Origin of the sequence: Actinomadura sp. 21ATH (assembly GCF_041951345.1) — a bacterium.
GTDB lineage: Bacteria > Actinomycetota > Actinomycetes > Streptosporangiales > Streptosporangiaceae > Spirillospora.
The window spans coordinates 329,141-351,504 of sequence record NZ_JBGNUR010000005.1 but is presented as its reverse complement, the minus strand read 5'-3'; the positions used below and the strand labels follow the sequence as shown (position 1 = coordinate 351,504).

Below are 22,364 nucleotides of genomic sequence, written 5' to 3'. Positions count from 1 at the left end.
ATGTCCCGGGTGCTGTAGCAACGATCACGTGACATCCAGCGACGGTCCCGCCCCCATGTCCCGCGACGGCCGGCGGGCGGCCCCGGCCGCGCCCGCTTCCGGGCTGGCGGGACGCGACTTCCTGCTCCTGCTGGCGGGCACGCTCGGGATGTTCTCCAACCACGCCGTCCTGCTGTCGGTGGTGCCGCTGTTCTCGGTCGGCGGCGGCGCCGGCCACGGCGGCGCGGGCGCGGCGACCGCGACGTTCATGGCCGCCACCGTCCTCGTCCAGCTCGCGATGGGCCGGCTGACCCGCCGGTTCGGCGCCCGCGCGCTGCTGGTGGCCGGGGCGCTGCTGCTGGGCGTGCCCGCGTTCGGGTACGCCGCGTCCGCCGCGCTGCCGTGGGTGCTGGCCGTGTCGGCGGTGCGCGGCGCGGGCTTCGGGATCGTCACGGTCGCCGGCGCGGCGCTGGTGGCCGCACTCGTCGCGCCCGGCCGCCGCGGCCGCGCCCTCGGCCTGTACGGCCTGACCATCGGCCTGCCGCAGGTGCTGGTGCTCCCGGCGGGCCTGTGGGCGGTCGAGCGGTACGGGTTCGTCCCGGTCTTCGTGGCGGCCGGGATCGTGAGCGTCCTCGCCGTCCCGCTGGCCGTGGCGATGTCCCGCCACCCGGCCCTGGCCCCGGACCGTACGCCGCGCCCGCGCGGGCCCCGGACGGCACCCCTCGCGCGGGACGCGAGGCGGGCGGCGCGCCGGTACGCGGCGCCCTGGACGGCGCTGTTCGTCTCCTCCTGCGCGTTCGGCGGCGTCGCCTCGTTCCTGCCGCTCGCCCTGGACGCCACCACGGCGGCGGCCGCGCTGTTCGCGCTGTCGGCGGCGATCATCGCCGGGCGGTGGACGGCGGGCGTGTGGAGCGACCGCGCCGGCGCGGGGCGGCTGGCCGGGCCCGGCGTCGTTGCGGGCGGGCTGGGGATGGCGGGGCTGGCCGCGGCCGCCGCCGCGGACGGGACCGGCGCGTCCGTCACCGCGGTCGCCGCGGCGACGCTCTACGGCCTCGGGTTCGGCCTGGTCCAGAACGACACGCTGGTGGTGATGTTCCAGCGCTCCGGGCCGGCCGGGCACGGCTCGGCCAGCGCCGCGTGGAACATCGCCTTCGACGCGGGCACCGGCGCCGGCGGGGCGGTCATCGGGCTGCTGTCCGGCGCCCTCGGCATCGCCGTCTCGTTCGCCGTGGCCGCCGCGGGGATGGCCGCGGCGCTCCCGCTGGCGTGGCTGGACGCCCGCCGCCGGCGGGAGGGACCGCCCGCGCCCCGGGGCGACGGAAGCGCGGACGGCCCCATGGCGGCTTCCTAGGAAGCGAGCACCGCCTGGAGGAAGTCCCGCGTACGCTGCTCGGACGGCTCGCCGAAGATCTGCTCCGGCGGGCCCTCCTCGACGATCTGCCCCTGGTCGAACATCAGGACCCGGTCGGAGATGTCCTTCGCGAAGTGCATCTCGTGGGTCACGCACAGGATCGTGAGGTCGCTCTCGCGGGCGATGTCGCGCAGCAGGTCCTGGACGCCGACGACGAGCTCGGGGTCCAGCGCCGAGGTGACCTCGTCCAGCAGCAGGACCCTGGGCTCCATCGCCAGCGCCCGCGCGATCGCCACCCGCTGCTGCTGGCCGCCCGACAGCTGGGTCGGGTGGGCGTTCTCCTTGTCGGCCAGCCCGACCAGGTCCAGCAGTTCCCGGGCCTTCTCGGCGGCCTGGTCCTTGGACCGGCCGAGCACGTGCACGGGCCCCTCGGTGAGGTTGCGCAGCACGTTCATGTTGGGGAACAGGTTGAACTGCTGGAACACCATCCCGACCTGCTTGCGCATCTCGTGCAGGTGCTTCTCGTTGGCCGGGACAAGCCTGCCGCCCTTGTCCATGTGCGACAGCGGCCGGTCGCCGACCCGGATCACCCCGCTGTTGACCCTCTCCAGCGTCATCAGCAGCCGCAGGATCGTGGTCTTGCCCGAGCCGCTGGGCCCGATCAGCGTGACCCGCTCGCCCGGCGCGACCGTGAAGTCCAGCTCGCGCAGGACGACGTTCGACCCGAACTGCTTCACGACCTTCTCGAAGCTGATCCCGGGCGCGGTGCTCTCGCCCTTCTTGAGCGGTACGGCGGAGGACTTCGCCTCGTCCGCCGGCGTCCCCTTGGAGACGGCGACCTCGGGCGAGGAGTCCTCGGGTGTGGTGTCAGTAGGTGGCATAGCGCCTCTCCAGGCGACGGACGATGATCGAGGACACGACGCTGACGACGACGAACAGCAGTCCCACGACCGTGATCGGTTCGAGGAACTTCAGCGTCTGCGCGCCGATCTGGTACGCCGCGCCCAGCATCTCCGCGACGTTGATCGCCAGCAGCAGCGGTGAGTCCTTGAACATGGCGATGAGGTAGTTGCCGAGTGTCGGCACGACCTTGCGGACGGCCTGCGGCAGGATCACGTCCATCCATACCCGGCTCTTGGGCAGGTTGAGCGCGACCGTCGCCTCCCACTGCCCGCGGGGCACGTCGGCGATCCCGGCCCGGTACACCTCCGAGGTGTAGGCCGAGTAGTGCAGGCCCAGCCCGATGATCCCCGCGGTGAGCGGGCCCAGCGTGAGCCCGAACGAGGGGAACACGTAGAAGATGAAGAACAGCTGCACCAGCAGCGGCGTGCTGCGGATGAACTCCACCACCCAGCGGGTGGTCTGGCTGACCACCGTGACGGGAGAGCGCCGCAGCAGCGTCCACACCAGGCCCAGTACCAGCGCCAGCAGGTAGCCGAGCACGGTCGCGATGATCGTGACGCGCAGCCCGTTGAGCAGGTCGGGCAGGATCTCCCCGGTGTAGGTCCAGTCCCAGGTCATCAGCCCGTCACCCCCGCCCCCGTACCCGCCGTGGCCGGAACGGCCTTGGCGCTGGGCCGCCGGCCGAGCATGCGGTCAACGCGCCGCTCGGCGTACCGGACCAGCAGCTGCAGCAGTTGCGCGATCACGAAGTAGATCACCAGGATCGCGACGTAGGTCCACAGCGTCTCCCCGGTCGAGGACTGGATCTGCTTCGCCCGGAACGTCAGGTCGCCGATGGTGATCAGCGAGACGATCGCGCTGCCCTTCATCAGCTCGATCAGCAGGTTGCCGAACGGCGGCAGCATCAGCGCCACCGCCTGCGGCAGCAGCACCCGCCGCATCCGCTGGACCGGGGTGAAGTTGAGCGCGATCGTGGCCTCGTGCTGGGCCTTCGGCACCGCGTTGATCGAACCCCGGACGACCTCGGCGCCGTACGCGCCCACGTTGAGCCCCAGCGCGATCACCGCGGCGGCCATCGGCGTGAAGCGGAGGCCGATCAGCGGCAGCGCGTAGAAGAACCAGTACATCAGCACCAGGGTGGCCGTGCCGCGGAAGAACTCCACGTACACGCGGTTGAGCGCGCGCACGGCGCGGTTCCGCGAGGTCCCGGCCAGGCCGAAGACCAGCGCGAGCACCAGCGCCAGCACGCTCCCGTAGACCGTGAGCTGGATGGTGATCCACGCGCCCTGGAGCAGCTGTTGGTAGCTGTCGAGGACTTCGCCCACGGGTCAGACCGCGCAGAACTTCGCCGCCGTGTCACCGGCGCCCGGCAGCTCGGCCTGGCTGAAGCCGAACGGCTGGATGATCGGCAGCAGCTTGTTCTGCTGCTTGAACTCGGTGAGCTTGTCGTTGAACGCCTTGAGCAGGTCGGCGTCGGCCTTGCGGAACGCGAAGCCGCCCGCGCCGAACTGCTCCTTGCCGTCGATGACCGGGACGAACGCCTCGGTGACCTCGTACGGCTCGCCCTCGTGCTTGGACAGCAGGTCGACCAGCGAGATGCGGGTCAGCGCGATCGCGTCGATCCGCTTCGCCTTGAGGCCCTCGTACGCGCTGGGCTGGTCGGCGAAGGTCTTGATCTGGCCCTTGGGCACGCCGAGCTTCTCGGCGTAGCCGCCCTCCACCGCACCCGTGAGCACGCCGATGTTGGCCTTGGTCTTGGTGACGTCCTCGAACTTGAGGATCTTCTTGGGGTTGCCCTTGGGCACCATGAACGCGGTCTTGGCGACGTAGTCGGGGTCGGAGAACGCGACCTCCGCGCAGCGCTCCTTGTTGATGAACATCCCGGCCGCGATGACGTCGAACCGCTTGGCCTTCAGCCCGCCGATCAGCCCGCCGAAGTCGACCTGGACGCCCTCGACGTTGGCGATCCCGAGTTCCTTGAAGATGGCCCGGGCCAGCTCCGGGGCCTCGCCGGTGAGCTTGCCGGACTTGTCGGTGAAGCCGTACGGGGCCTCGTTGGCGAAGCCAACCTTGATCTTGCCCTCCTGCTTGGCCCTGGCCAGGGTGCCGCCGCCCGCCTTCTCGGCCTCCGGGTCGGTGGTCGAGCAGCCGGCCGCGGCCAGCGGGATCGCCCCCGCGAGCAGGGTCGCGGTACGCAGGAAGTGGCGTCTCGAGGAAGTCATCTTTGATCTCCTGTGTGATGGCGGCGACCGCCGGGGGCCGCGGTGCGGCCCCCGGCGGTCACGCGCCCGATGGGTCGGGGACGCGGGGATCGGGAACGGTCGGAGTCGAATGGCCGGAGTCGGGTCGATCGGGTGTCGATTGAGTTAGGACGGCAGGGTAGACCCCTACGCGCCGACTGGGGTGAAATCGCGCGCACCGATGAACGACGGCCGCGGCGCGGACGCCGAGAACGGCTCGGTGCAGGCGTTGTCGACGCTGTTGAAGACGATGAAGACGTTCGACCGCGGGAACGGCGTGATGTTGCCGTTGGAGCCGTGCATGCAGTTGCAGTCGAACATCGTCGCGGATCCCGCGGCGCCGGTGAACAGCTCGATCCCGTGCTTGTCGGCGAGGATCGAGAGGCTGTTGGGATCGGGCGTGCCGATCTCCTGGTTCTTCAGCGAGGACTTGTAGTGGTCGTCGGGCGTCTCGCCGACGCACGACACGAACGTCTTGTGCGATCCCGGCATGATCATGAGGGCGCCATTGTGCACGAAGTTCTCGGTGAGCGCGATGGAGATGCTCACCGCGCGCATGCGCGGCATGCCGTCCTCCGCGTGCCAGGTCTCGAAGTCCGAGTGCCAGTAGAAGTCCGTACCGGTGAATCCTGGCTTGTAATTCACCCGGCTCTGGTGGACGTAAACCTCAGAGCCGAGAATCTGCCGGGCGCGGCCGACGACGCGGGGGTCGCGGACCAGCTCGGCGAAGACCTCACTGATCTTGTGGACCTCGAAGATGGAGCGGACCTCGTCGGACTCCCGCTCGGTCACGGTGCGCTCGTCGGCGCGTACCGCCGGGTCGGCGGACAGGCGGCGCAGCTCGGCCCGGTAGTCCTCGACCTCTTCGGGCAGCAGCAGCTGGTCGACCGTGAGGAAGCCGTTGGTGTCGAACGAGTCGAGCGTGGCGGCGTCGATCGGCCCGTCGTCGGGGCCGCCGTACACGACGGGGTCCTGCCGGTACAGCAGGGCCGCCTCGCCGCACTTGCGGGTCGGATAGGCGTCGTCGATCGTCGGATGGCTCTCGATGATGCTCATGCGTCCTCCTCAGTGATCAGCGGGTAGACACCGTTCTCGTCGTGCACCTCCCGCCCGGTGACCGGCGGGTTGAACACGCACACGGTGCGGACGTCGGTCTTGGCGTTGAAGGTGTGGCGGTCATGCTCGTTCAGCAGGTACATGACGCCGGGCTCGATACGGTGCTTCTCGCCCGTCTCCCGGTTGACGAGCTCGCCCTCGCCCTCGACGCAGTACACGGCCTCGATGTGGTTGGCGTACCACATGTCGGTGCTGGTGCCGGCGTACAGGATGGTCTCGTGCATCGAGAACCCGACCTTGTCGCCGGCCAGCACGAAGCGGCGGCTGCACCACGTCGGGGCCTGCACGTCGCGCTCGGTGCCGATGATGTCCTTGAGAGAACGGACGATCACTTCTGGTGTTCCTTTCCTCGTGTCGAGCCGGTACGGCCGGCGGTCGCGCTCGCGGCCGAGGCCGCGGTCAGACCGCCACCGTCGCGCGCACGGCGCGGACAGACTCGGCGATGATCTCCAGCCCCGTGGCCAGCTCCTCGGTGGTCGTGGTGAGCGGCGGCAGCAGCTTGACCACCTCGCCCTCCGGACCGGAGGTCTCCATGAGCAGGCCGCGGCCGAACGCCTCGGCGCAGACCCGCGGGGCCAGGTCCGCGTCCCGCATGACCAGGCCCCAGGCCAGGCCGCGGCCGCGGACGGTCTCGACCGCGCCGGCGTGCTCCAGCGCGATCTCGTTCAGGGCGCGCTCCACCTGCTCGCCCTTGGCGAGGGTCTGCTTCTCCAGGCCCTCGCCGGTCCAGTAGTCCTCCAGCGCGGCGGTGGCGGTGACGAACGCCGGGTTGAAGCCGCGGAAGGTGCCGTTGTGCTCGCCGGGCTCCCACACGTCCAGCTCGCGGCGCATGAGCGTGATCGCGAACGGCAGGCCGTAGCCGCTGAGCGACTTGGACAGGCAGACGATGTCGGGCTTGATCCCGGCCTCTTCGAAGCTGAAGAACGCGCCGGTGCGGCCGCAGCCCATCTGCACGTCGTCGACGATCAGCAGGATGTCGTGCCGCTTGCACAGGTCGGAGAGGCCGCGCAGCCACTCGGCGGTGGCGACGTTGATGCCGCCCTCGCCCTGCACGGTCTCGACGATCACGGCGGCGGGCACGTCCAGGCCGCTGCCGCTGTCGTCGAGCATCGTCTCCAGCAGCAGGAAGTCGGGGGTGCGGCCGTCGAGGTAGTTGTCGTACGGCATCGCGACGCCGTGGCCCAGCGGGACGCCGGCGCCGCCGCGCTTCATCGAGTTGCCGGTGACCGCCAGCGCGCCGAGGGTCATGCCGTGGAAGGCGTTGGTGAAGCTGATGACGCTCTCCCGGCCGGTGTATTTCCGGGCGAGTTTGAGCGCCGCCTCGACCGAATGGTTTCCGGCCGGGCCGGGGAACTGGACCTTGTAGTCCAGCCCGCGCGGCTTCAGCACGATCTCCTCGAACGTCTCCAGGAACCGGCGTTTCGCGACCGTGTACATGTCGAGGCTGTGCACGACGCCGTCGCTCATGAAGTGGTCCATGAGGCGCTGTTTCAGCTGCGGGTTGTTATGGCCGTAGTTGAGCGTCCCGGCGCCGGCGAAGAAGTCGAGGTAGGTCTTGCCGTTCTCGTCGGTCATGGTGCTGCCGCGGGCGGTGTCGAACACGGTCGGCCAGCCCCTGCAGTAGCCGCGGACTTCGGATTCGAGGTGAGCGAAAACATCCATTTTCTGCCTCCCGGGCAGGTGTGGTGGATGGGCGGGTGTGGTGTGACGGGCGGGCATGCCGTGGGCACGGCGGGCGGTACGGCCGCGTGGCGCGGGGACACGGGCGTGCCGGCCGCCTGCCGGGTCAGATCGCCGGCCGCAGGGGGCCGATGCGGAAGAGGACCTCGGGTTCGTGGCCCTCGGGGAAGTGCTCGCGGCCGAACAGCGGGGTCCGCTCCAGCGCGCAGCCGCGGTTGCGGGCGAAGGACTCGAACATCCTGGTGGAGGGGGTGTTGTCGGGCGTGACCGTGGCCTCCACGTACCCGCCGCCGCGGGCGGCGACCCGGTCTCCGAGGTCGTCGAGCATGCGGCGGGCCAGGCCCTGGCCGCGGAAGGCGTCGTCGACGGCGACCTGCCAGACGAAGAGCGTGTCCGGTGCCGCCGGGCGGGTGAAGCCGGTGATGAAACCGCACGGCCGGCCCGTTCCGGTGTCCCGGGCCACCACGGAGGTGCCGGCGAAATCCCGGCACCACAGCACATAGCTGTAGGGCGAGTTCACGTCCAGAACCCGCGAGTCCCGTGCGAGCCGCCACAACTCCGGCCCGTCCTCTAGATGCGGTTCCTCCAGCCGTATGGCCGAGTTGTGTCCGGATCGGTCAGGGGGCGTTTGCAGGGGTTGCGCTGCCATGTCCAGGTAAGTTACCCAAGTTCGGGCCCTGATCGCTACGGAATGTTATATGCGGGATGTTTAGAGTTTTCCGCAGCGGGTATAACAATACGCTTGTTATTTTCCGGGTCATTTTCGGCGCGGCGGGGCGCGATCGGCGGGCGCCATTCCCTGCGTTACGCAGGGGTAACCGGGGGGGCGGGCAGGTGGGCGCGCGGAGGGGCCGTCGCGGGTCACTCTAATGATTTGTTACGGCGAGATGACGAAATCTTTGTCTCATTTTTGTGACGTGAATCACATGGCACTTGTGTCAACGTGCTCCGTGAGGTCGGCGTCACGTTGCGTCGATCGAGGTGGGAGGCGCGCAGCGGGCCCCGTGCGCCGCACGGGGCCCGCGGGAGCGCGGCTCCGGCCCGGGGACCGTTTGTCAGGTTTCCGTCAGGCCGGAGCGTCAGATGGTGTAAGAGGGCGGCGCTCAGCCCGTCCCGGCGGCGGCGAAGCGGTCGGTGGCCTCGATCAGCCGGTGCAGGATCCCCGGCTCGGTGTACGCGTGCCCCGCGTCGCCGACGATGTGGAAGTCGGCCTCGGGCCAGGCCCGGTGCAGGTCCCACGCCGTCGCGGCGGGCGTGCACACGTCGTACCGGCCCTGGACGATCACCGCGGGGATGTGCCGGATCCGGTCGACGTCCCGCAGCAGCTGCTCCTCCTCGAAGAACCCCTCGTTGACGAAGTAGTGGTTCTCGATCCGGGCGAACGAGACCGCGTAGTCCGGCTCGCCGAACCGGTCGGCCCGCTCCGGGTCGGGCAGCAGCGAGACCGTGCGGCCCTCCCACTGCGACCACGCCCGCGCCGCGGCGACCCGCACCTCGCGGTCGGGGGAGTGCAGCCGCTCGGCGTACGCGGCGATGAGGTCGTCCCGCTCGTCCTCGGGGATCGGCGCCAGGAAGTCCTCCCACAGGTCGGGGAACAGCAGCGACGCGCCCTCCTGGTAGAACCAGTACAGCTCGAACGGCCGCAGCATGAAGATGCCGCGCAGCACCAGCTCCGAGGTCCGGTCCGGGTGGGTCTGCGCGTACGCCAGCGACAGCGCGCTGCCCCACGAGCCGCCGAACACCAGCCACCTGTCGATGCCCAGGTGCTCGCGCAGCTTCTCCATGTCGGCCACCAGGTTCCAGGTGGTGTTGTTCTCCAGCGACACCGCCGGGTCCCCGGCGTGGGGGAGGCTGCGGCCGCAGTTGCGCTGGTCGAACAGCACGATCCGGTACGCCGCGGGGTCGAACTGCCGCCGGTGCTCCGGGGAGCACCCGCCGCCCGGCCCGCCGTGCACCATCACCGCCGGCTTCCCGTCAGGGTTGCCGCTGACCTCCCAGTAGATCTGGTCGCCGTCGCCGACGTCGAGCAGCCCGGAATCGTACGGCTCGATCGGCGGATACAGGGTCCGAAACTCCATGACCGGTGATTGTCCCATCGGGGTGAGGTCGGGGCCGGGAACGCCCGTACGCTGGGAGTCGCGGCGTTCTATGCGCGCGAATACACCGCGCGGATCAAGAAACTAAACCCCAAACTGGGCAAACGCCTTGCTGGTCGGCACTAGAGTGCCTTGGGTGAGCGAAGCGACGAGCCGCCGGGCGGACGTGGGCCGCCGGGCGAGGAGTGCGGCGAACACCATGAGTACGGCGACGGGTACGGCGATGTGTACGCCGATGTGTACCAGGGCCCCGCGAACGCGGCACCGCGCCGCCAGGCGAGGAGACACGTGAGCGAGCTGAACGGATCGGGGTCGCGCCCCGTCCAGAACACCGGCACGCCCTGGCCCGCCACGGCCCGGGACGCGGCCGCGCAGCCGATCAAGGCGGCCGGGCAGCGGCCCGGCGACGCGGCCCGCACCGAGCCCGAGCGGCAGGAGGCGCAGCCCTGGGACATCGTCGAGCGGCTGCGCCAGATGGCCGACCTCATCGGCGACGCCCTGTCGGCGGGCGAGCGCAAGGTCAGCGAGGCGCAGACCGACGCGCAGAACCAGATCTCCGCGATCCAGGCGGAGAAGGAGTCGGCGCAGCGGGACGCGGCGGCGGCGTGGGGTGAGGTGCAGCGGGCGCGGGGGCAGGCCGAGCAGGCCGACCGGCGCGCGGTGGAGGCCGAGCGCCGCGTCACCGAGGCGCAGGCCGAGGCGTCCACCCAGATCTCCGCGATCCAGGCGGAGAAGGAGTCGGCGCAGCGGGACGCGGCGGCGGCGTGGGGTGAGGTGCAGCGGGCGCGGGGGCAGGCCGAGCAGGCCGACCGGCGCGCGGTGGAGGCCGAGCGCCGCGTCACCGAGGCGCAGGCCGAGGCGTCCACCCAGATCTCCGCGATCCAGGCGGAGAAGGAGCAGGCGCAGCGCGACGCCGCCGCGGCCTGGAACCAGGCCCAGCAGGGCCGCGCCCAGGCCGACCAGGCCCGCGGCCAGGCCGAGCAGGCCCGGGTGCAGGCCGACCAGGCGCGCGCCCAGGCCGAGCAGGCCCGCTCCCAGATGGAGCAGGCGCAGGCCGGGATGGAGCAGGCCGACCGGCGCGCCGCCGAGGCCGAGCGCCGCGCGGGCGAGGCGGAGCGGCGCGTCGCCGAGGCCGAGGCGACCGTCCGGCAGGCGATCACCCAGCGCGACGCGATGAGCGAGGCTCGCGACGACGCGCTGCGCGCCGTCGAGGACGCCGTCGCCGCCCGGCGGACCGCCGAGGGCGAGCGCGACCGGATGGCCGAGCAGGCGTCCGAGCTGTCGCGGGCGCTGGAGGCGGCGCACGGCGAGATGTCGGGCCTGCGCGCCAAGATCGCCGACGCCGAGGTGAAGATCCAGAACCTCCAGCACGCCGTGGCCGGCGCCGCGAAGGAGGCCGAGGACGCCCGCCGCCGGCTGCAGGCCGCCGAGTCCGAGCGCGAGCAGGCCCTCGACACCGCCGCCCAGTCGCTGGAGGCGGCCAAGAAGGCCGAGCGCGAGCGGGACGCCGCCGCCCAGGCCCGGGAGGCCGCCGAGCGCGGCCGCGAGGCGGCCGTCCAGGCGCAGGCCCGCGCCGAGTCGGAGGCCACCCTGGCCCGCGGCCAGGTCGACCAGGCCGGCCGGGAGCGCGACAACGCGGTCACCGGGATGCGGCAGATGGCCGCCGAGCGCGACGCGATCGCCGAGAAGCTCAAGGAACGCGACCAGTGGGTGGACCAGCTCGCCCAGGCCGTGACCGAGCAGCGCGCCGCGATCGCCGAGCTGTCGCAGGAGCGCGACGCCGCCCGGCAGGCCGCCGACCAGGCCCGCTCGCTGATCGACGAGCTCACCCGCCAGCTCCGGACGATCATGCCGACCGCGGCGCCGCGGATCTGAGCCGCCGGCGGCGCGCGACCGCCGCCGGAACGCGCCGGGCCGCGCGTGGGACGCCCCGGGACGCCGCCCGCTTCGACGCGGGCGGCGTCCCTTCGTTTTCACGGTGTGCGGCCCGCTCCCGCGCCCGATTCGGCCATCCGGCCCCGCGCGGGGCCGCTGACCAGGGGCCCCGCGCGCCCGTCCGGGCACGACCCGGACGGCGCATGCCGCCGTGCCTGTTATTCTGGTGGCCCGTGGACAGTGCGGTACCGTCCGCCTCGCAACGACCACGGGAGCGCCTTCTTGCCTTCGGCAGCCACTGGTAGATCACGTCCTACCAAGCATCTCTTCGTCACCGGCGGTGTCGCCTCCAGCCTCGGCAAGGGACTGACGGCGTCCAGCCTCGGCCGCTTGCTGGCCCTGCGCGGCCTTCGGGTCACGATGCAGAAACTCGACCCGTACCTCAACGTGGACCCCGGGACGATGAACCCGTTCCAGCACGGTGAGGTCTTCGTGACCGACGACGGGGCCGAGACCGACCTCGACATCGGCCACTACGAGCGGTTCCTGGACACCCGCCTGCACGGGTCCGCCAACGTCACCACCGGCCAGGTCTACTCCAACGTGATCGCCAGGGAGCGGCGCGGCGAGTACCTGGGGGACACCGTCCAGGTGATCCCGCACATCACCAACGAGATCAAGGACCGGATCCGCGGCATGGCCGCCGATCCCGGCGACGACGTCGACATCGTGATCACCGAGGTCGGCGGCACGGTCGGCGACATCGAGTCGCAGCCGTTCCTGGAGTCGGTCCGGCAGATCCGGCACGAGATCGGCCGCGACAACTGCTTCTTCCTGCACGTGTCGCTGCTGCCCTACATCGGGCCGTCGGGCGAGCTGAAGACCAAGCCGACCCAGCACTCGGTGGCCGCGCTGCGCTCCATCGGCATCCAGCCCGACGCGATCGTGTGCCGCTCGGACCGGCCGATCACCGACGGGCTGAAGAACAAGATCAGCATGATGTGCGACGTGGACCGCGAGGCCGTGGTCTCGGCCGTCGACGCCGCGAGCATCTACGACATCCCCAAGGTGCTGCACGCCGAGGGCCTGGACGCCTACGTCGTCCGCCGGCTCGGGCTGCCGTTCCGGGACGTCGACTGGGGCGCCTGGGACGAGCTGCTGCGCCGGGTCCACCGCCCGGCCCGCGAGGTCACGATCGCGCTGGTCGGCAAGTACATCGACCTGCCCGACGCGTACCTGTCGGTCACCGAGGCGCTGCGGCACGGCGGGTTCGGCAACGACGCCAAGGTCAGCATCCGCTGGGTCAAGAGCGACGAGTGCGAGACGCCCGAGGGCGCCCGGCGCGAGCTGGACGGCGTCGACGGCGTGCTGATCCCCGGCGGTTTCGGGGTGCGCGGCATCGAGGGCAAGCTCGGCGCGATCCGGCACGCCCGGGAGAACCGCGTCCCGCTGCTGGGCATCTGCCTCGGCCTCCAGTGCATGGTGATCGAGTCGGCCCGCGCCAACGGCGGGCTGCCCGACGCCGGCAGCGCCGAGTTCGACCCGGCCACCCCGCACCCGGTGGTGGCCACGATGGCCGACCAGGTCGACGTGGTCGCCGGCGAGCGCGACATGGGCGGCACCATGCGGCTCGGCCTCTACCCGGCCGACCTGGCCGAGGGCTCGATCGTCCGGGAGCTGTACGGCGAGGCCAAGGCGTCCGAGCGGCACCGGCACCGCTACGAGGTCAACAACTCCTACCGCGAGCAGCTGGAGAAGGCCGGGCTGGTCTTCAGCGGGCTGTCGCCCGACGGCCGGCTGGTCGAGTACGTCGAGCTGCCGCGCGAGGCGCACCCGTTCTTCGTCGGCACCCAGGCGCACCCGGAGTTCCTGTCCCGCCCGACCCGCCCGCACCCGCTGTTCGCCGGGCTCATCGCCGCGGCGCTCGACTACGCGGAGCTGCGCGGCGGCGCCGGCGCGGTGTCCACTCCGTGAGCGACCGCGACGCGCGGGGAGAGCCGGACGGCGTGCGGGACGCCCCCGCGAAGTGGGAGGTCACCGGGTCGGACCGCGCGTTCGAGGGCCGGATCTTCGCCGTCCGGCGGGACGCGGTCCGGATGCCGAACGGCGCCACGACCGAGATCGTCCACCGGGACGTGATCGAGCATCCCGGCTCGGTGGGGATCGTGGCCGTGGACGCGGCCGACCGCGTCCTGCTGCTGCGCCAGTACCGGCACGCCGCCGGGCGCATGCTGTGGGAGGCGCCCGCCGGGCTCCGCGACGTGCGCGGCGAGCCGCTGCACGAGCTGGCCGCGCGGGAGCTGCTGGAGGAGGCCGGCCACCGGGCGGCTCGCTGGGACGTCCTCGCGGACGTGCTCACCTCGCCCGGCATGTCGGACGAGCGGGTCCGGATCTTCCTGGCCCGCGACCTCACCGAGGTGCCCGCCGACCAGATCGACTTCGAGCGGGTGCACGAGGAGGCCGACATGCCGGTGGTGTGGGTGCCGCTGGACGAGGCCGTCCGCAAGGTGCTGGCCGGCGAGCTGCACAACGCGATCGCCGTCACCGGGATCCTGGCGGCGCACGCCGCCCGGGCGGCCGGGTACCGCGGGCTGCGGCCGGTGGAGGCGCCCGAAGGCTGACATGATGGGCGCGTCCCACTCGGCCGCCCCGCCCCGGGAAGAGGTGCCGCAACTGACCCCGAGCACGACCGGCCGGAGCCTCGCGCGGCCCGGCGCCGACGAGACGTGGCCCGGCACCGCACTGGGCGCGGCGGTGCGCACCTACCTCGGCCACCTGGCCGTCGAGCGGGGCCTGGCCGCCAACACGCTCAGCTCGTACCGGCGCGACCTGCGGCGGTACGTGACCGTGCTGGAGGAGCGCGGCCGCACCGCGATCGACCAGGTCACCGAGGACGACGTGCGCGCGTTCCTGGTCGGCCTGCGCGAGGGCGGCGGCGGGCACCCGCCGCTGTCGGCGGGCTCGGCCGCCCGCGCGGTGGTCGCCGTCCGCGGGCTGCACCGCTTCGCGCTGCGGGAGGGACTGGCCGCCGCGGACCCGGCCCGCGACGTCAAGCCGCCGACGCCGCCCCGCCGGCTGCCCAAGGCGATCTCCATCGAGGACGTCGAGCGGCTGCTGGCGGCGGCCGGGACGGGCGCCGAGGGCGGCGGCGACGCCGACACCGCCCGCGCCCTGCGCGACCGGGCGCTGCTGGAGTTGCTGTACGGGTCCGGCGCCCGCATCTCCGAGGCCGTCGGCCTGGACGTCGACGACCTCGACCTCGGCGAGGGCTTCGCGCGCATCGCCGGCAAGGGCGGCAAGACCCGCGTCGTCCCGGTCGGCGGGTACGCGGCCCGCGCGATCGACGCCTACCTCGTCCGGGCCCGGCCGGTGCTGAGCGGGGCGGGACGGGGCCGGGGCGGGCCCGCGCTGTTCCTCAACGCGCGCGGCGGGCGGCTGTCGCGGCAGGGCGCCTGGATGGTGCTGCGCGCCGCCGCGGAACGGGCGAGGCTGTCGGACGTGTCCCCGCACACGCTGCGGCACTCGTTCGCCACGCACCTGCTCGACGGCGGCGCGGACGTGCGGGTCGTGCAGGAATTGCTCGGACACGCCTCGGTGACGACGACGCAGGTCTACACTCTGGTGACGGTGCAGCTGCTGCGCGAGGTCTACGCCACCTCCCATCCCCGCGCACGGGGCTGACCGTTCCTTTTTCACGCCCGGGACCGCCCGTCCCTGGCCGGCGCAAATCGCGACCAAGGGCGCGCGTCGGCTTGTGACCGCTGGTGTCAAGCCTTAGAGTCCCGGTTCTGGATGGCATTTTCGGCCACCGGGGAGGATTCTGTTGACGAGCACGCAGGCCACGGGAGGGGTCCTCTCCTCCGCCACCATCGAGACCGATCCGAGCCGCGCGCTCGGGCCGACGCAGCGTCCCGTGCCCAATTTCCCGGACCCTGAGCCGCTGGCCGAGCACGGCCCCGCCCGGATCGTGTCGATCTGCAACCAGAAGGGCGGCGTCGGCAAGACCACCACCACGATCAACCTGGGCGCCGCGCTCGCCGAGTACGGCCGCCGGGTGCTGCTGGTGGACTTCGACCCGCAGGGCGCCCTGTCGGTCGGGCTGGGCAAGGGCGACCCGCGCCAGCTCGACATGACGATCCACAACCTCCTGCTGGAGTCGGACACCGACTGGGAGGACGTCGTCATCGACACCGGTGTCGACGGCATGGACCTGCTGCCCAGCAACATCGACCTGTCGGGCGCCGAGGTCCAGCTCGTCCACGAGGTGGGCCGCGAGTACATCCTCGCGCACACGCTGAAGTCGGCGGTGCCGCACTACGACTACATCCTGATCGACTGCCAGCCGTCGCTGGGCCTGCTCACCGTGAACGCGCTGGCCGCCAGCGCGGGCGTGCTGATCCCGCTGGAGTGCGAGTACTTCGCGATGCGCGGCGTGGCGCTGCTGATGGAGACCATCGACAAGGTGCAGGGCCGGATCAATCCCGACCTGGTGATCGACGGCGTGCTCGGCACGATGTACGACTCCCGCACCCTGCACACCCGCGAGGTCCTCGGCCGCATCGTCGAGGCGTTCGGCGACAAGGTCTTCCACACGGTGATCAACCGGACCGTGCGGTTCCCGGACGCGACCGTCGCCGGCGAGCCGATCACCTACTTCGACCCCAACTCGATGGGCGCCAACGCCTACCGCGGGCTGGCCCGCGAGGTCCTTCAGCGCTGGAACGCCGACGACGACGAGGACTGAGCCGCCGGCCGGTCCGGTCGCCTCCGCGGCCGTGGGACGATGGTCCCTTGCAGCGGCGCGTGACGAGAGGGACACCTGGTGGGCTCGGCTACCGTGAGCGGCGTGGACGAGACGCCCCCGGAGCAGGGCACCGAGGGCGCGGTGGAGGCTGAGGGCGCTGATGGCACAGACGGCGCGGAGGGTGCCGAGAGCGTCGAGGGTGCCGGGGACACCGGCCAGGCGCGCGGGTTCCAGGTCCATCTGGACAACTTCGAGGGCCCGTTCGACCTGCTGCTCGGGCTGATCTCCAAGCACAAGCTGGACATCACCGAGGTCTCGCTGCACAAGGTCACCGACGACTTCATCGCGCACATCCGCTCGCACGGCAAGGAGTGGGACCTCGACCAGGCCAGCCACTTCCTGCTGGTCGCGGCCACCCTGCTCGACCTCAAGGCGGCCCGGCTGCTGCCCTCGGGCGAGGTCGACGACGAGGAGGACCTGGCGCTGCTGGAGGCCCGCGACCTGCTGTTCGCGCGGCTGCTGCAGTACCGCGCGTACAAGGAGGTCGCCAAGGTCTTCACCGCGAAGATCGCCGACCAGGGCCGCCGCTACCCGCGCATGGTGCCGATGGAGCCGCGGTTCGCCAACCTGCTGCCGGAGGTGCTGCTCGGGCTGGGGCCGGCCGAGTTCGCGCGGCTGGCCGCCAAGGCGCTGGCGCCGAAGGCGCCGCCGTCGGTGTCGGTCGAGCACATCTACCAGGCGCAGACCAGCGTCAAGGAGCAGGCCGCGATCGTCGTCGAGCGGCTGCGGGAGCTGCGCGCGACGACGTTCCGGGTGCTGACCGACGACTGCGCCGGCACGTTCGAGATCGTGGCGCGGTTCCTGGCGCTGCTGGAGCTGTACCGCGAGCAGGCGGTCGCGTTCGAGCAGCCCGAGCCGCTCGGTGAGCTGCACATCACCTGGACCGGCACCGACGAGGGCGAGGTCCGGGTGGGCGACGCGTACGAGGGCGCCCGGGAGCCCGGGAAGCCAGGGAAGCCCGGTGACGCGGAGCCCCGGAAGAACGAGCCCGGAGAAGGACGAGACCGATGACCGAACCACCCGGCGAGGACGCGCCCGGCGGCGCCCCTCGCGATCCGGCGCTGCCCGCCGAGCCCACCGACGCCGCCGAGCCGGCCGAGTCGGGTGACGGCGAGTTCCCCGGACTGCGGGCCTCCGTGGAGGCGATCCTGCTGGTCGTGGACGAGCCGGTCGCCGAGATCACGCTGGCCCAGCTGCTGGAGCGGCCCACCCACGAGATCACCGCCGTGCTGCGCGAGCTGTCGGCGGAATACACCGCGCAGGGCCGCGGGTTCGATCTCAGGGAGGTCGCCGGCGGCTGGCGCTACTACACCCGGGACGTGTGCGCCCCGGTCGTGGAGCGCTTCGTCACCGACGGCCAGCAGGCCCGCCTGACGCAGGCGGCGCTGGAGACGCTGGCGGTGGTGGCGTACCGGCAGCCGGTCAGCCGGGCCCGCGTGTCGGCGATCCGCGGCGTCAACAGCGACGGCGTCATCCGTACCCTGACGCTGCGCGGCCTCATCGAGGACGCCGGCCAGGATCCCGAGACGCAGGCGCACCTCTACCGCACGACCGGGTACTTCCTGGAACGGCTGGGGCTGCGCGACCTGGAGGAGCTGCCCGAGCTGGCCCCCTTCCTGCCCGACGACCTGCCAGAAGAGATCATCGAGGACAAGTGACTGAAAACGAGGGCGTACGCCTGCAGAAGGTTCTGGCCGAGGCCGGGATCGGCAGCCGGCGCCACTGCGAGGAACTGATCGGCGAGGGCCGGGTCAAGGTCAACGGCAACAAGATCTTCCGGTTCGGCGAGCGGGTCGACCCGAGCCGGGACGTGATCCATGTCGACGGCCGGCGGGTCGAGACCCGCGCCGAGATGCGCTACTACATGATCAACAAGCCGCGCGGCGTGGTGAGCACGATGTCGGACGAGCGGGGCCGCAAGTCGCTGGCCGACTACGTGGAGGTGCCCGAGCGGCTGTTCCACGTGGGCCGGCTCGACACCGACACCGAGGGCCTGATCCTGCTCACCAACGACGGCGAGCTGTCGCACCGGCTCACCCACCCCAGCTGGGGCGTCCAGAAGACGTACCTGGCCGAGATCCACGGCCCGATCCCGCGCGACCTGGGCAAGCGGCTGCGCGCCGGGGTCACGCTGGAGGACGGCCCGGCCAAGGCCGACAAGTTCCGGATCTTCGACCAGGTCGGCAAGCGGGTGCTGGTGGAGATCACCCTGCACGAGGGCCGCAAGCACATCGTCCGCCGCCTGCTGAAGGAGGTCGGGTTTCCGGTCCAGCAGCTGGCCCGAATAGAGTTCGGGCCGATCAAGCTGGGCCAGCTGAAGCCCGGCGGGCTGAGGGCGCTGACCGTGAAAGAGGTCGGCGAGCTGTACAAGGCCGTGGATCTGTAGGCGAGCTGTACAAGGCCGTGGATCTGTAGGGCGGAAGAGCGGGGAGGACGAGAACGTGGCGGTACGCGCGGTCCGCGGGGCGACGCAGGTCGACGCCGACGACCGGGACCAGATCCTGGCGGCGACCACCGAGCTGGTCAGCGAGGTGATGAGCCGGAACGGGCTCACCACCGACGACGTGATCAGCGTGCTGTTCACCGCGACACCGGACCTGGTGTCGGAGTTCCCGGCGCTTGCCGCGCGCAAGCTCGGCTTCCACGAGGTGCCGCTGCTGTGCGCGTCCGAGATCGCGGTGCCGCACGCGCTGCCGAGGGTGATCCGGCTCATGGCGCACATCGAGACGGCCCGGCCGCGGGCCGAGATCCAGCACGTCTACCTGCGCGGGGCCACCGCGCTGCGGCTCGACATCGCCCAGTAGGGCGCCCGACGGGTCCCGCGGCCGGACGGGGCCGTACGCCCGGGCCGCTACGCTGGTGGGGTGGCTGAAAAGGGCATTCCAGCGCGCGTCACCGTGATCGGGACGGGCCTGATCGGCACGTCGATCGCCCTGGCGATGCGCGAGCGCGGCACCGAGGTGCTGCTGACCGACCGGGACGCCGCGTCGCTGGCGATGGCGGTGGAGCTGGGCGCGGGCGAGGCGCTGCCGGACGGCGCGGCCGGCGCGCCCGCCGACCTGGCCGTGCTGGCGGTGCCGCCGGCGGCCGTCGCGGTGACGCTGCTGGACGCGCAGAAGCGCGGCCTGGCCACCGCCTACACCGACGTCGCCAGCGTCAAGGCGCTGCCGCTGCGGCAGGCCGCCGAGCTGGGCTGCGACCTGAGCACGTTCGTGGCGGGCCATCCGCTGGCGGGCCGCGAGCGGTCCGGGCCGGCGGCGGCCCGCGGCGACCTGTTCCTGGGCCGGCCGTGGGCGCTGTGCCCGACCGAGGCCGCGGCGCCCGAGACGATCGAGGCGGTCACCGCGCTGGCCCGCGCCTGTGGCGCCGAGCCCGTCGTGGTGGACGCCGAGCACCACGACCGCGCCGTCGCGCTGGTCTCGCACGGCCCGCACGTGGTGTCGGCCGCCGTCGCGGCCCGGCTGACCGCCGCCGACGACGTGGCGCTCGGCCTGGCCGGGCAGGGCGTGCGGGACGTCACCCGCATCGCCGCCAGCGACCCGCGGCTGTGGATCGGGATCCTGTCGGCCAACTCCGCGCCGGTCGCCGACGTGCTGGAGGCGGTGGCCACCGACCTCGCGGTCGCGGCCTCGCTGCTGCGCGACGGCAGCGAGGAGGCCGCCACGCACGTGGCGGACCTGCTGCTGCGCGGCAACGCCGGCCGGGCGCAGATCCCGGGCAAGCACGGCGGCGAGGCGTCCTCCTACAGCGTCGTCCAGGTCGTGATCCCGGACCGTCCCGGCGAGCTGGCGATGATCTTCCAGGCGGCGGGGATCGCCGGGGTCAACATCGAGGACGTGACGATCGAGCACTCGCCCGGCCGCCCGCTGGGCGTGCTGGAGCTGTCGGTCAAGCCCGACGCGGCCGAGAAGCTGGCCGCGGAGCTGCGCGCCCGCGGCTGGTCCGTACCGGCCTGAGGCCCGCCGCGCGCGGGCCCCGGCGGTGCCGCGGCAGCGGTAGCCTGGCACGTCGGGAGCCGCTCGGTTCCCGCATGATCTCCGGGCCGCCAGGTGCCCGCCCCCGCCGCTGAGAAAGGGAGCATCGTGCCGCTCGTCATCGCCATGGACGGCCCCTCCGGGTCGGGCAAGTCCAGCGCCTCCAAGGGAGTGGCCCGCGCGCTCGGCCTGCGCTACCTCGACACCGGCGCGATGTACCGCGCCATGACGTGGTGGATGCTGAACGCGGGCGTTCCGGTGGAGGACGCGGCGGCCGTCGCGGCGCGGGCGGCCGAGCCGGTGATCGAGTCCGGCACCGACCCGGACGGCCCCACGATCACCGTGGACGGCGCGGACGTGTCGGCCCCGATCCGTACCCGCGAGGTGACCAACGCGGTCAGCGCGGTCAGCTCGGTCCCCGAGGTGCGGGCGCGGCTGGTGGAGCTCCAGCGTGAGATCATCGGGGCCGGGGGCATCGTGGTGGAGGGCCGCGACATCGGCACGGTCGTGGCGCCGGACGCGGGGGTCAAGGTCTACCTCACCGCGAGCGAGGAGGCGCGGGCCGCGCGGCGGGCCAGGGAGCTGGCCGCGGACCCGGGCGCGTCGGTGACGGTGACGCAGGCCGAGCAGGCCCGCCGGGACCGGCTCGACTCCACCCGGAAGGCGTCCCCGCTGGCCAAGGCCGGCGACGCCGAGGAGATCGACTCGACCGAGCTGAGCCTCGGCGAGGTCATCGAGGCGGTAGTCCGCCTCGCCAAAGAGCGCGACTGAGACGCCGGGCGGCGCCGGATCCGGTGCCTGAAGGCGTTCCCGCAGGTGGCGGGATTCATCGTGCTGCGGGGCTTGCCCCCGCGGGTACACGGAGATGACGAAGACAGTGAGCGAGTACGAGATCGAGACGGCCGCCGCGCCGGAGGCCGAAGAGGCGCCGGCGCCGGTGGTGGCCGTGGTCGGGCGGCCCAACGTCGGCAAGTCGACGCTGGTCAACCGGATCATCGGGCGGCGCGAGGCGGTCGTGGAGGACGTGCCGGGGGTGACCCGGGACCGGGTGGCCTACGACGCGACGTGGAGCGGGCGCCGGTTCACGGTGGTGGACACCGGCGGGTGGCTGCCGGACGCGTCCGGGCTGGCCGCCGCGATCGCCGAGCAGGCGCGGCTGGCGGTGGACCTGGCGGACGCGGTGATGTTCGTGGTCGACGCGACCGTGGGCGCCACCGACGTCGATGAGGCCGTGGTGGAGATCCTGCGCCGGTCCGGCAAGCCGGTGGTGCTGGTGGCCAACAAGGTCGACGACGTGGCCGCCGAGGCGGACGCGGCGATGCTGTGGGGGCTGGGCATCGGTGAGCCGCACCCGGTCAGCGCGCTGCACGGGCGCGGCAGCGGCGACCTGCTGGACGCGGTGCTGGAGGCGCTGCCCGAGGAGGCGCCGGCCGAGTCGTTCGAGGAGTACGCGGGGCCGCGCCGGGTGGCGCTGCTGGGCCGTCCCAACGTCGGCAAGTCGAGCCTGCTCAACCAGCTGGCGGGGGAGAACCGCGCGGTGGTGGACGCGGTCGCGGGCACCACCCGGGACCCGGTCGACGAGATGATCGAGCTGGGCGGGAAGACCTGGCGGTTCATCGACACCGCGGGGATCCGGCGGCGGCACCGGGAGAACCAGGGCGCCGACTTCTACGCCACGCTGCGGACCCAGTCGGCGCTGGAGCGGGCCGAGGTCGCGGTGGTGCTGATCGACACCACCGAGCCGCTGGCCGAGCAGGACCTGCGGATCATCTCGATGGTGATCGATTCGGGCCGCGCGCTGGTGATCGCGTACAACAAGTGGGACCTGCTGGACGAGGAGCGCCGGCACTACCTGGAGCGCGAGATCGACCGGCAGCTGCACAACGCGCGCTGGGCGCCGCGGGTGAACATCTCCGCCCGTACCGGGCGGCACATGGAGAAGCTGGTGCCGGGCATCGAGACGGCGCTGGAGGGCTGGGGGCACCGGGTGCCGACGTCCAAGCTCAACCAGTTCTTCGCCGACCTGGTGAACTCGCACCCGCACCCGATCCGGGGCGGCAAGCAGCCGCGGATCCTGTTCGCGACGCAGGCGGGCGTGCGGCCGCCGCGGTTCGTGCTGTTCACCTCCGGGTTCCTGGAGGAGGGCTACCGCCGGTACATCGAGCGGCGGCTGCGCGAGGAGTTCGGGTTCGAGGGGACCCCGCTCGACATCACGATGAAGATTCGCGAGAAGCGCGGCAAGCGCAAGTAGCGATGATCGTTCGGCCCGCCCGGTCTTCCCCGGGCGGGCCGACTCGTGTCACCATGCAGTAATCGTCCGTGGTGTAACCTACCGCTTACTTGGTT

The 22,364-nt window shown here is 72.2% G+C and carries 22 protein-coding genes; 13 read left to right on the top strand and 9 right to left on the bottom strand.

The window, feature by feature from the left end; all coding sequences use genetic code 11:
• The first annotated feature begins 28 nt into the window (after positions 1–28).
• Positions 29–1,330, top strand: coding sequence for an MFS transporter (locus ACA361_RS18875; RefSeq protein WP_375013350.1), 1,302 nt, complete (start codon positions 29–31; stop codon positions 1,328–1,330).
• Here the strand turns inward: ACA361_RS18875 and ehuA are convergent.
• The 9 genes from ehuA to pip all read right to left on the bottom strand — a co-directional run bounded on the left by ehuA (position 1,327) and on the right by pip (position 9,347).
• Positions 1,327–2,211 carry an ectoine/hydroxyectoine ABC transporter ATP-binding protein EhuA gene (gene ehuA / locus ACA361_RS18870; RefSeq protein ID WP_375013348.1) on the bottom strand — a complete coding sequence of 295 codons (885 nt, stop codon included), beginning with the start codon at positions 2,209–2,211 and terminating at the stop codon, positions 1,327–1,329. The genes ACA361_RS18875 and ehuA overlap by 4 nt on opposite strands.
• Positions 2,198–2,851 (bottom strand): ectoine/hydroxyectoine ABC transporter permease subunit EhuD, encoded by a 654-nt coding sequence (ehuD, locus tag ACA361_RS18865; protein ID WP_375013346.1) that lies wholly within the window; start codon positions 2,849–2,851, stop codon positions 2,198–2,200. Before ehuD ends, ehuA begins: the two co-directional genes overlap by 14 nt.
• Positions 2,851–3,558 carry an ectoine/hydroxyectoine ABC transporter permease subunit EhuC gene (gene ehuC, locus ACA361_RS18860; protein ID WP_375013344.1) on the bottom strand — a complete coding sequence of 236 codons (708 nt, stop codon included), beginning with the start codon at positions 3,556–3,558 and terminating at the stop codon, positions 2,851–2,853. Before ehuC ends, ehuD begins: the two co-directional genes overlap by 1 nt.
• A 3-nt stretch (positions 3,559–3,561) precedes the next feature.
• The gene (gene ehuB, locus ACA361_RS18855; RefSeq protein ID WP_375013342.1) at positions 3,562–4,455 is read right to left on the bottom strand and encodes an ectoine/hydroxyectoine ABC transporter substrate-binding protein EhuB; all 894 of its coding nucleotides are present in this window, start codon (positions 4,453–4,455) and stop codon (positions 3,562–3,564) included.
• Positions 4,456–4,620: 165 nt separating this feature from the next.
• Positions 4,621–5,529, bottom strand: a complete 909-nt coding sequence (gene thpD, locus ACA361_RS18850; RefSeq protein ID WP_375013341.1) for an ectoine hydroxylase — start codon at positions 5,527–5,529, stop codon at positions 4,621–4,623.
• Positions 5,526–5,921 (bottom strand): ectoine synthase, encoded by a 396-nt coding sequence (locus ACA361_RS18845; protein WP_366617383.1) that lies wholly within the window; start codon positions 5,919–5,921, stop codon positions 5,526–5,528. The genes thpD and ACA361_RS18845 overlap by 4 nt, the downstream gene beginning before the upstream one ends.
• 67 nt (positions 5,922–5,988) lie before the next feature.
• Positions 5,989–7,251, bottom strand: a complete 1,263-nt coding sequence (ectB, locus tag ACA361_RS18840) for a diaminobutyrate--2-oxoglutarate transaminase (protein ID WP_375013338.1) — start codon at positions 7,249–7,251, stop codon at positions 5,989–5,991.
• Between the two features lie 124 nt (positions 7,252–7,375).
• Positions 7,376–7,918 (bottom strand): diaminobutyrate acetyltransferase, encoded by a 543-nt coding sequence (gene ectA / locus ACA361_RS18835; RefSeq protein ID WP_375013337.1) that lies wholly within the window; start codon positions 7,916–7,918, stop codon positions 7,376–7,378.
• Positions 7,919–8,372: 454 nt separating this feature from the next.
• Positions 8,373–9,347: a prolyl aminopeptidase gene (gene pip / locus ACA361_RS18830; RefSeq protein ID WP_375013335.1), complete on the bottom strand. Its 975-nt coding sequence runs from the start codon at positions 9,345–9,347 to the stop codon at positions 8,373–8,375.
• A gap of 306 nt (positions 9,348–9,653) precedes the next feature.
• On the opposite strand from pip, the gene ACA361_RS18825 reads away from it, so the two are divergent.
• The 12 genes from ACA361_RS18825 to der all read left to right on the top strand — a co-directional run bounded on the left by ACA361_RS18825 (position 9,654) and on the right by der (position 22,269).
• Entirely contained in the window at positions 9,654–11,240 is a 1,587-nt protein-coding gene (locus ACA361_RS18825) for a hypothetical protein (protein ID WP_375013333.1), read from the top strand.
• Positions 11,241–11,522: 282 nt separating this feature from the next.
• Positions 11,523–13,214, top strand: coding sequence for a CTP synthase (locus ACA361_RS18820; RefSeq protein WP_375013331.1), 1,692 nt, complete (start codon positions 11,523–11,525; stop codon positions 13,212–13,214).
• Positions 13,211–13,861 carry an NUDIX domain-containing protein gene (locus ACA361_RS18815; protein WP_375013329.1) on the top strand — a complete coding sequence of 217 codons (651 nt, stop codon included), beginning with the start codon at positions 13,211–13,213 and terminating at the stop codon, positions 13,859–13,861. Before ACA361_RS18820 ends, ACA361_RS18815 begins: the two co-directional genes overlap by 4 nt.
• Before the next feature lie 121 nt (positions 13,862–13,982).
• Positions 13,983–14,921, top strand: coding sequence for a site-specific tyrosine recombinase XerD (locus ACA361_RS18810; protein ID WP_375013574.1), 939 nt, complete (start codon positions 13,983–13,985; stop codon positions 14,919–14,921).
• Between the two features lie 187 nt (positions 14,922–15,108).
• Complete coding sequence (locus tag ACA361_RS18805) at positions 15,109–15,984, top strand: ParA family protein (RefSeq protein ID WP_375013572.1); 876 nt, start codon at positions 15,109–15,111, stop codon at positions 15,982–15,984.
• Between the two features lie 141 nt (positions 15,985–16,125).
• Complete coding sequence (locus ACA361_RS18800; protein WP_375013570.1) at positions 16,126–17,055, top strand: segregation and condensation protein A; 930 nt, start codon at positions 16,126–16,128, stop codon at positions 17,053–17,055.
• A complete protein-coding gene (gene scpB, locus ACA361_RS18795) occupies positions 17,052–17,702 on the top strand; it encodes an SMC-Scp complex subunit ScpB (protein WP_375013327.1) in 651 nt (216 codons plus the stop codon). Before ACA361_RS18800 ends, scpB begins: the two co-directional genes overlap by 4 nt.
• Positions 17,699–18,430 (top strand): pseudouridine synthase, encoded by a 732-nt coding sequence (locus ACA361_RS18790; RefSeq protein ID WP_366617368.1) that lies wholly within the window; start codon positions 17,699–17,701, stop codon positions 18,428–18,430. The genes scpB and ACA361_RS18790 overlap by 4 nt, the downstream gene beginning before the upstream one ends.
• 55 nt (positions 18,431–18,485) lie before the next feature.
• Entirely contained in the window at positions 18,486–18,848 is a 363-nt protein-coding gene (aroH, locus tag ACA361_RS18785) for a chorismate mutase (protein WP_375013325.1), read from the top strand.
• Positions 18,849–18,908: 60 nt separating this feature from the next.
• A complete protein-coding gene (locus tag ACA361_RS18780) occupies positions 18,909–20,000 on the top strand; it encodes a prephenate dehydrogenase (protein ID WP_375013323.1) in 1,092 nt (363 codons plus the stop codon).
• 126 nt (positions 20,001–20,126) lie between these two features.
• Entirely contained in the window at positions 20,127–20,789 is a 663-nt protein-coding gene (gene cmk, locus ACA361_RS18775) for a (d)CMP kinase (RefSeq protein WP_375013321.1), read from the top strand.
• Positions 20,790–20,883: 94 nt separating this feature from the next.
• Positions 20,884–22,269, top strand: a complete 1,386-nt coding sequence (gene der / locus ACA361_RS18770) for a ribosome biogenesis GTPase Der (protein ID WP_375013319.1) — start codon at positions 20,884–20,886, stop codon at positions 22,267–22,269.
• Positions 22,270–22,364: the final 95 nt, after the last annotated feature.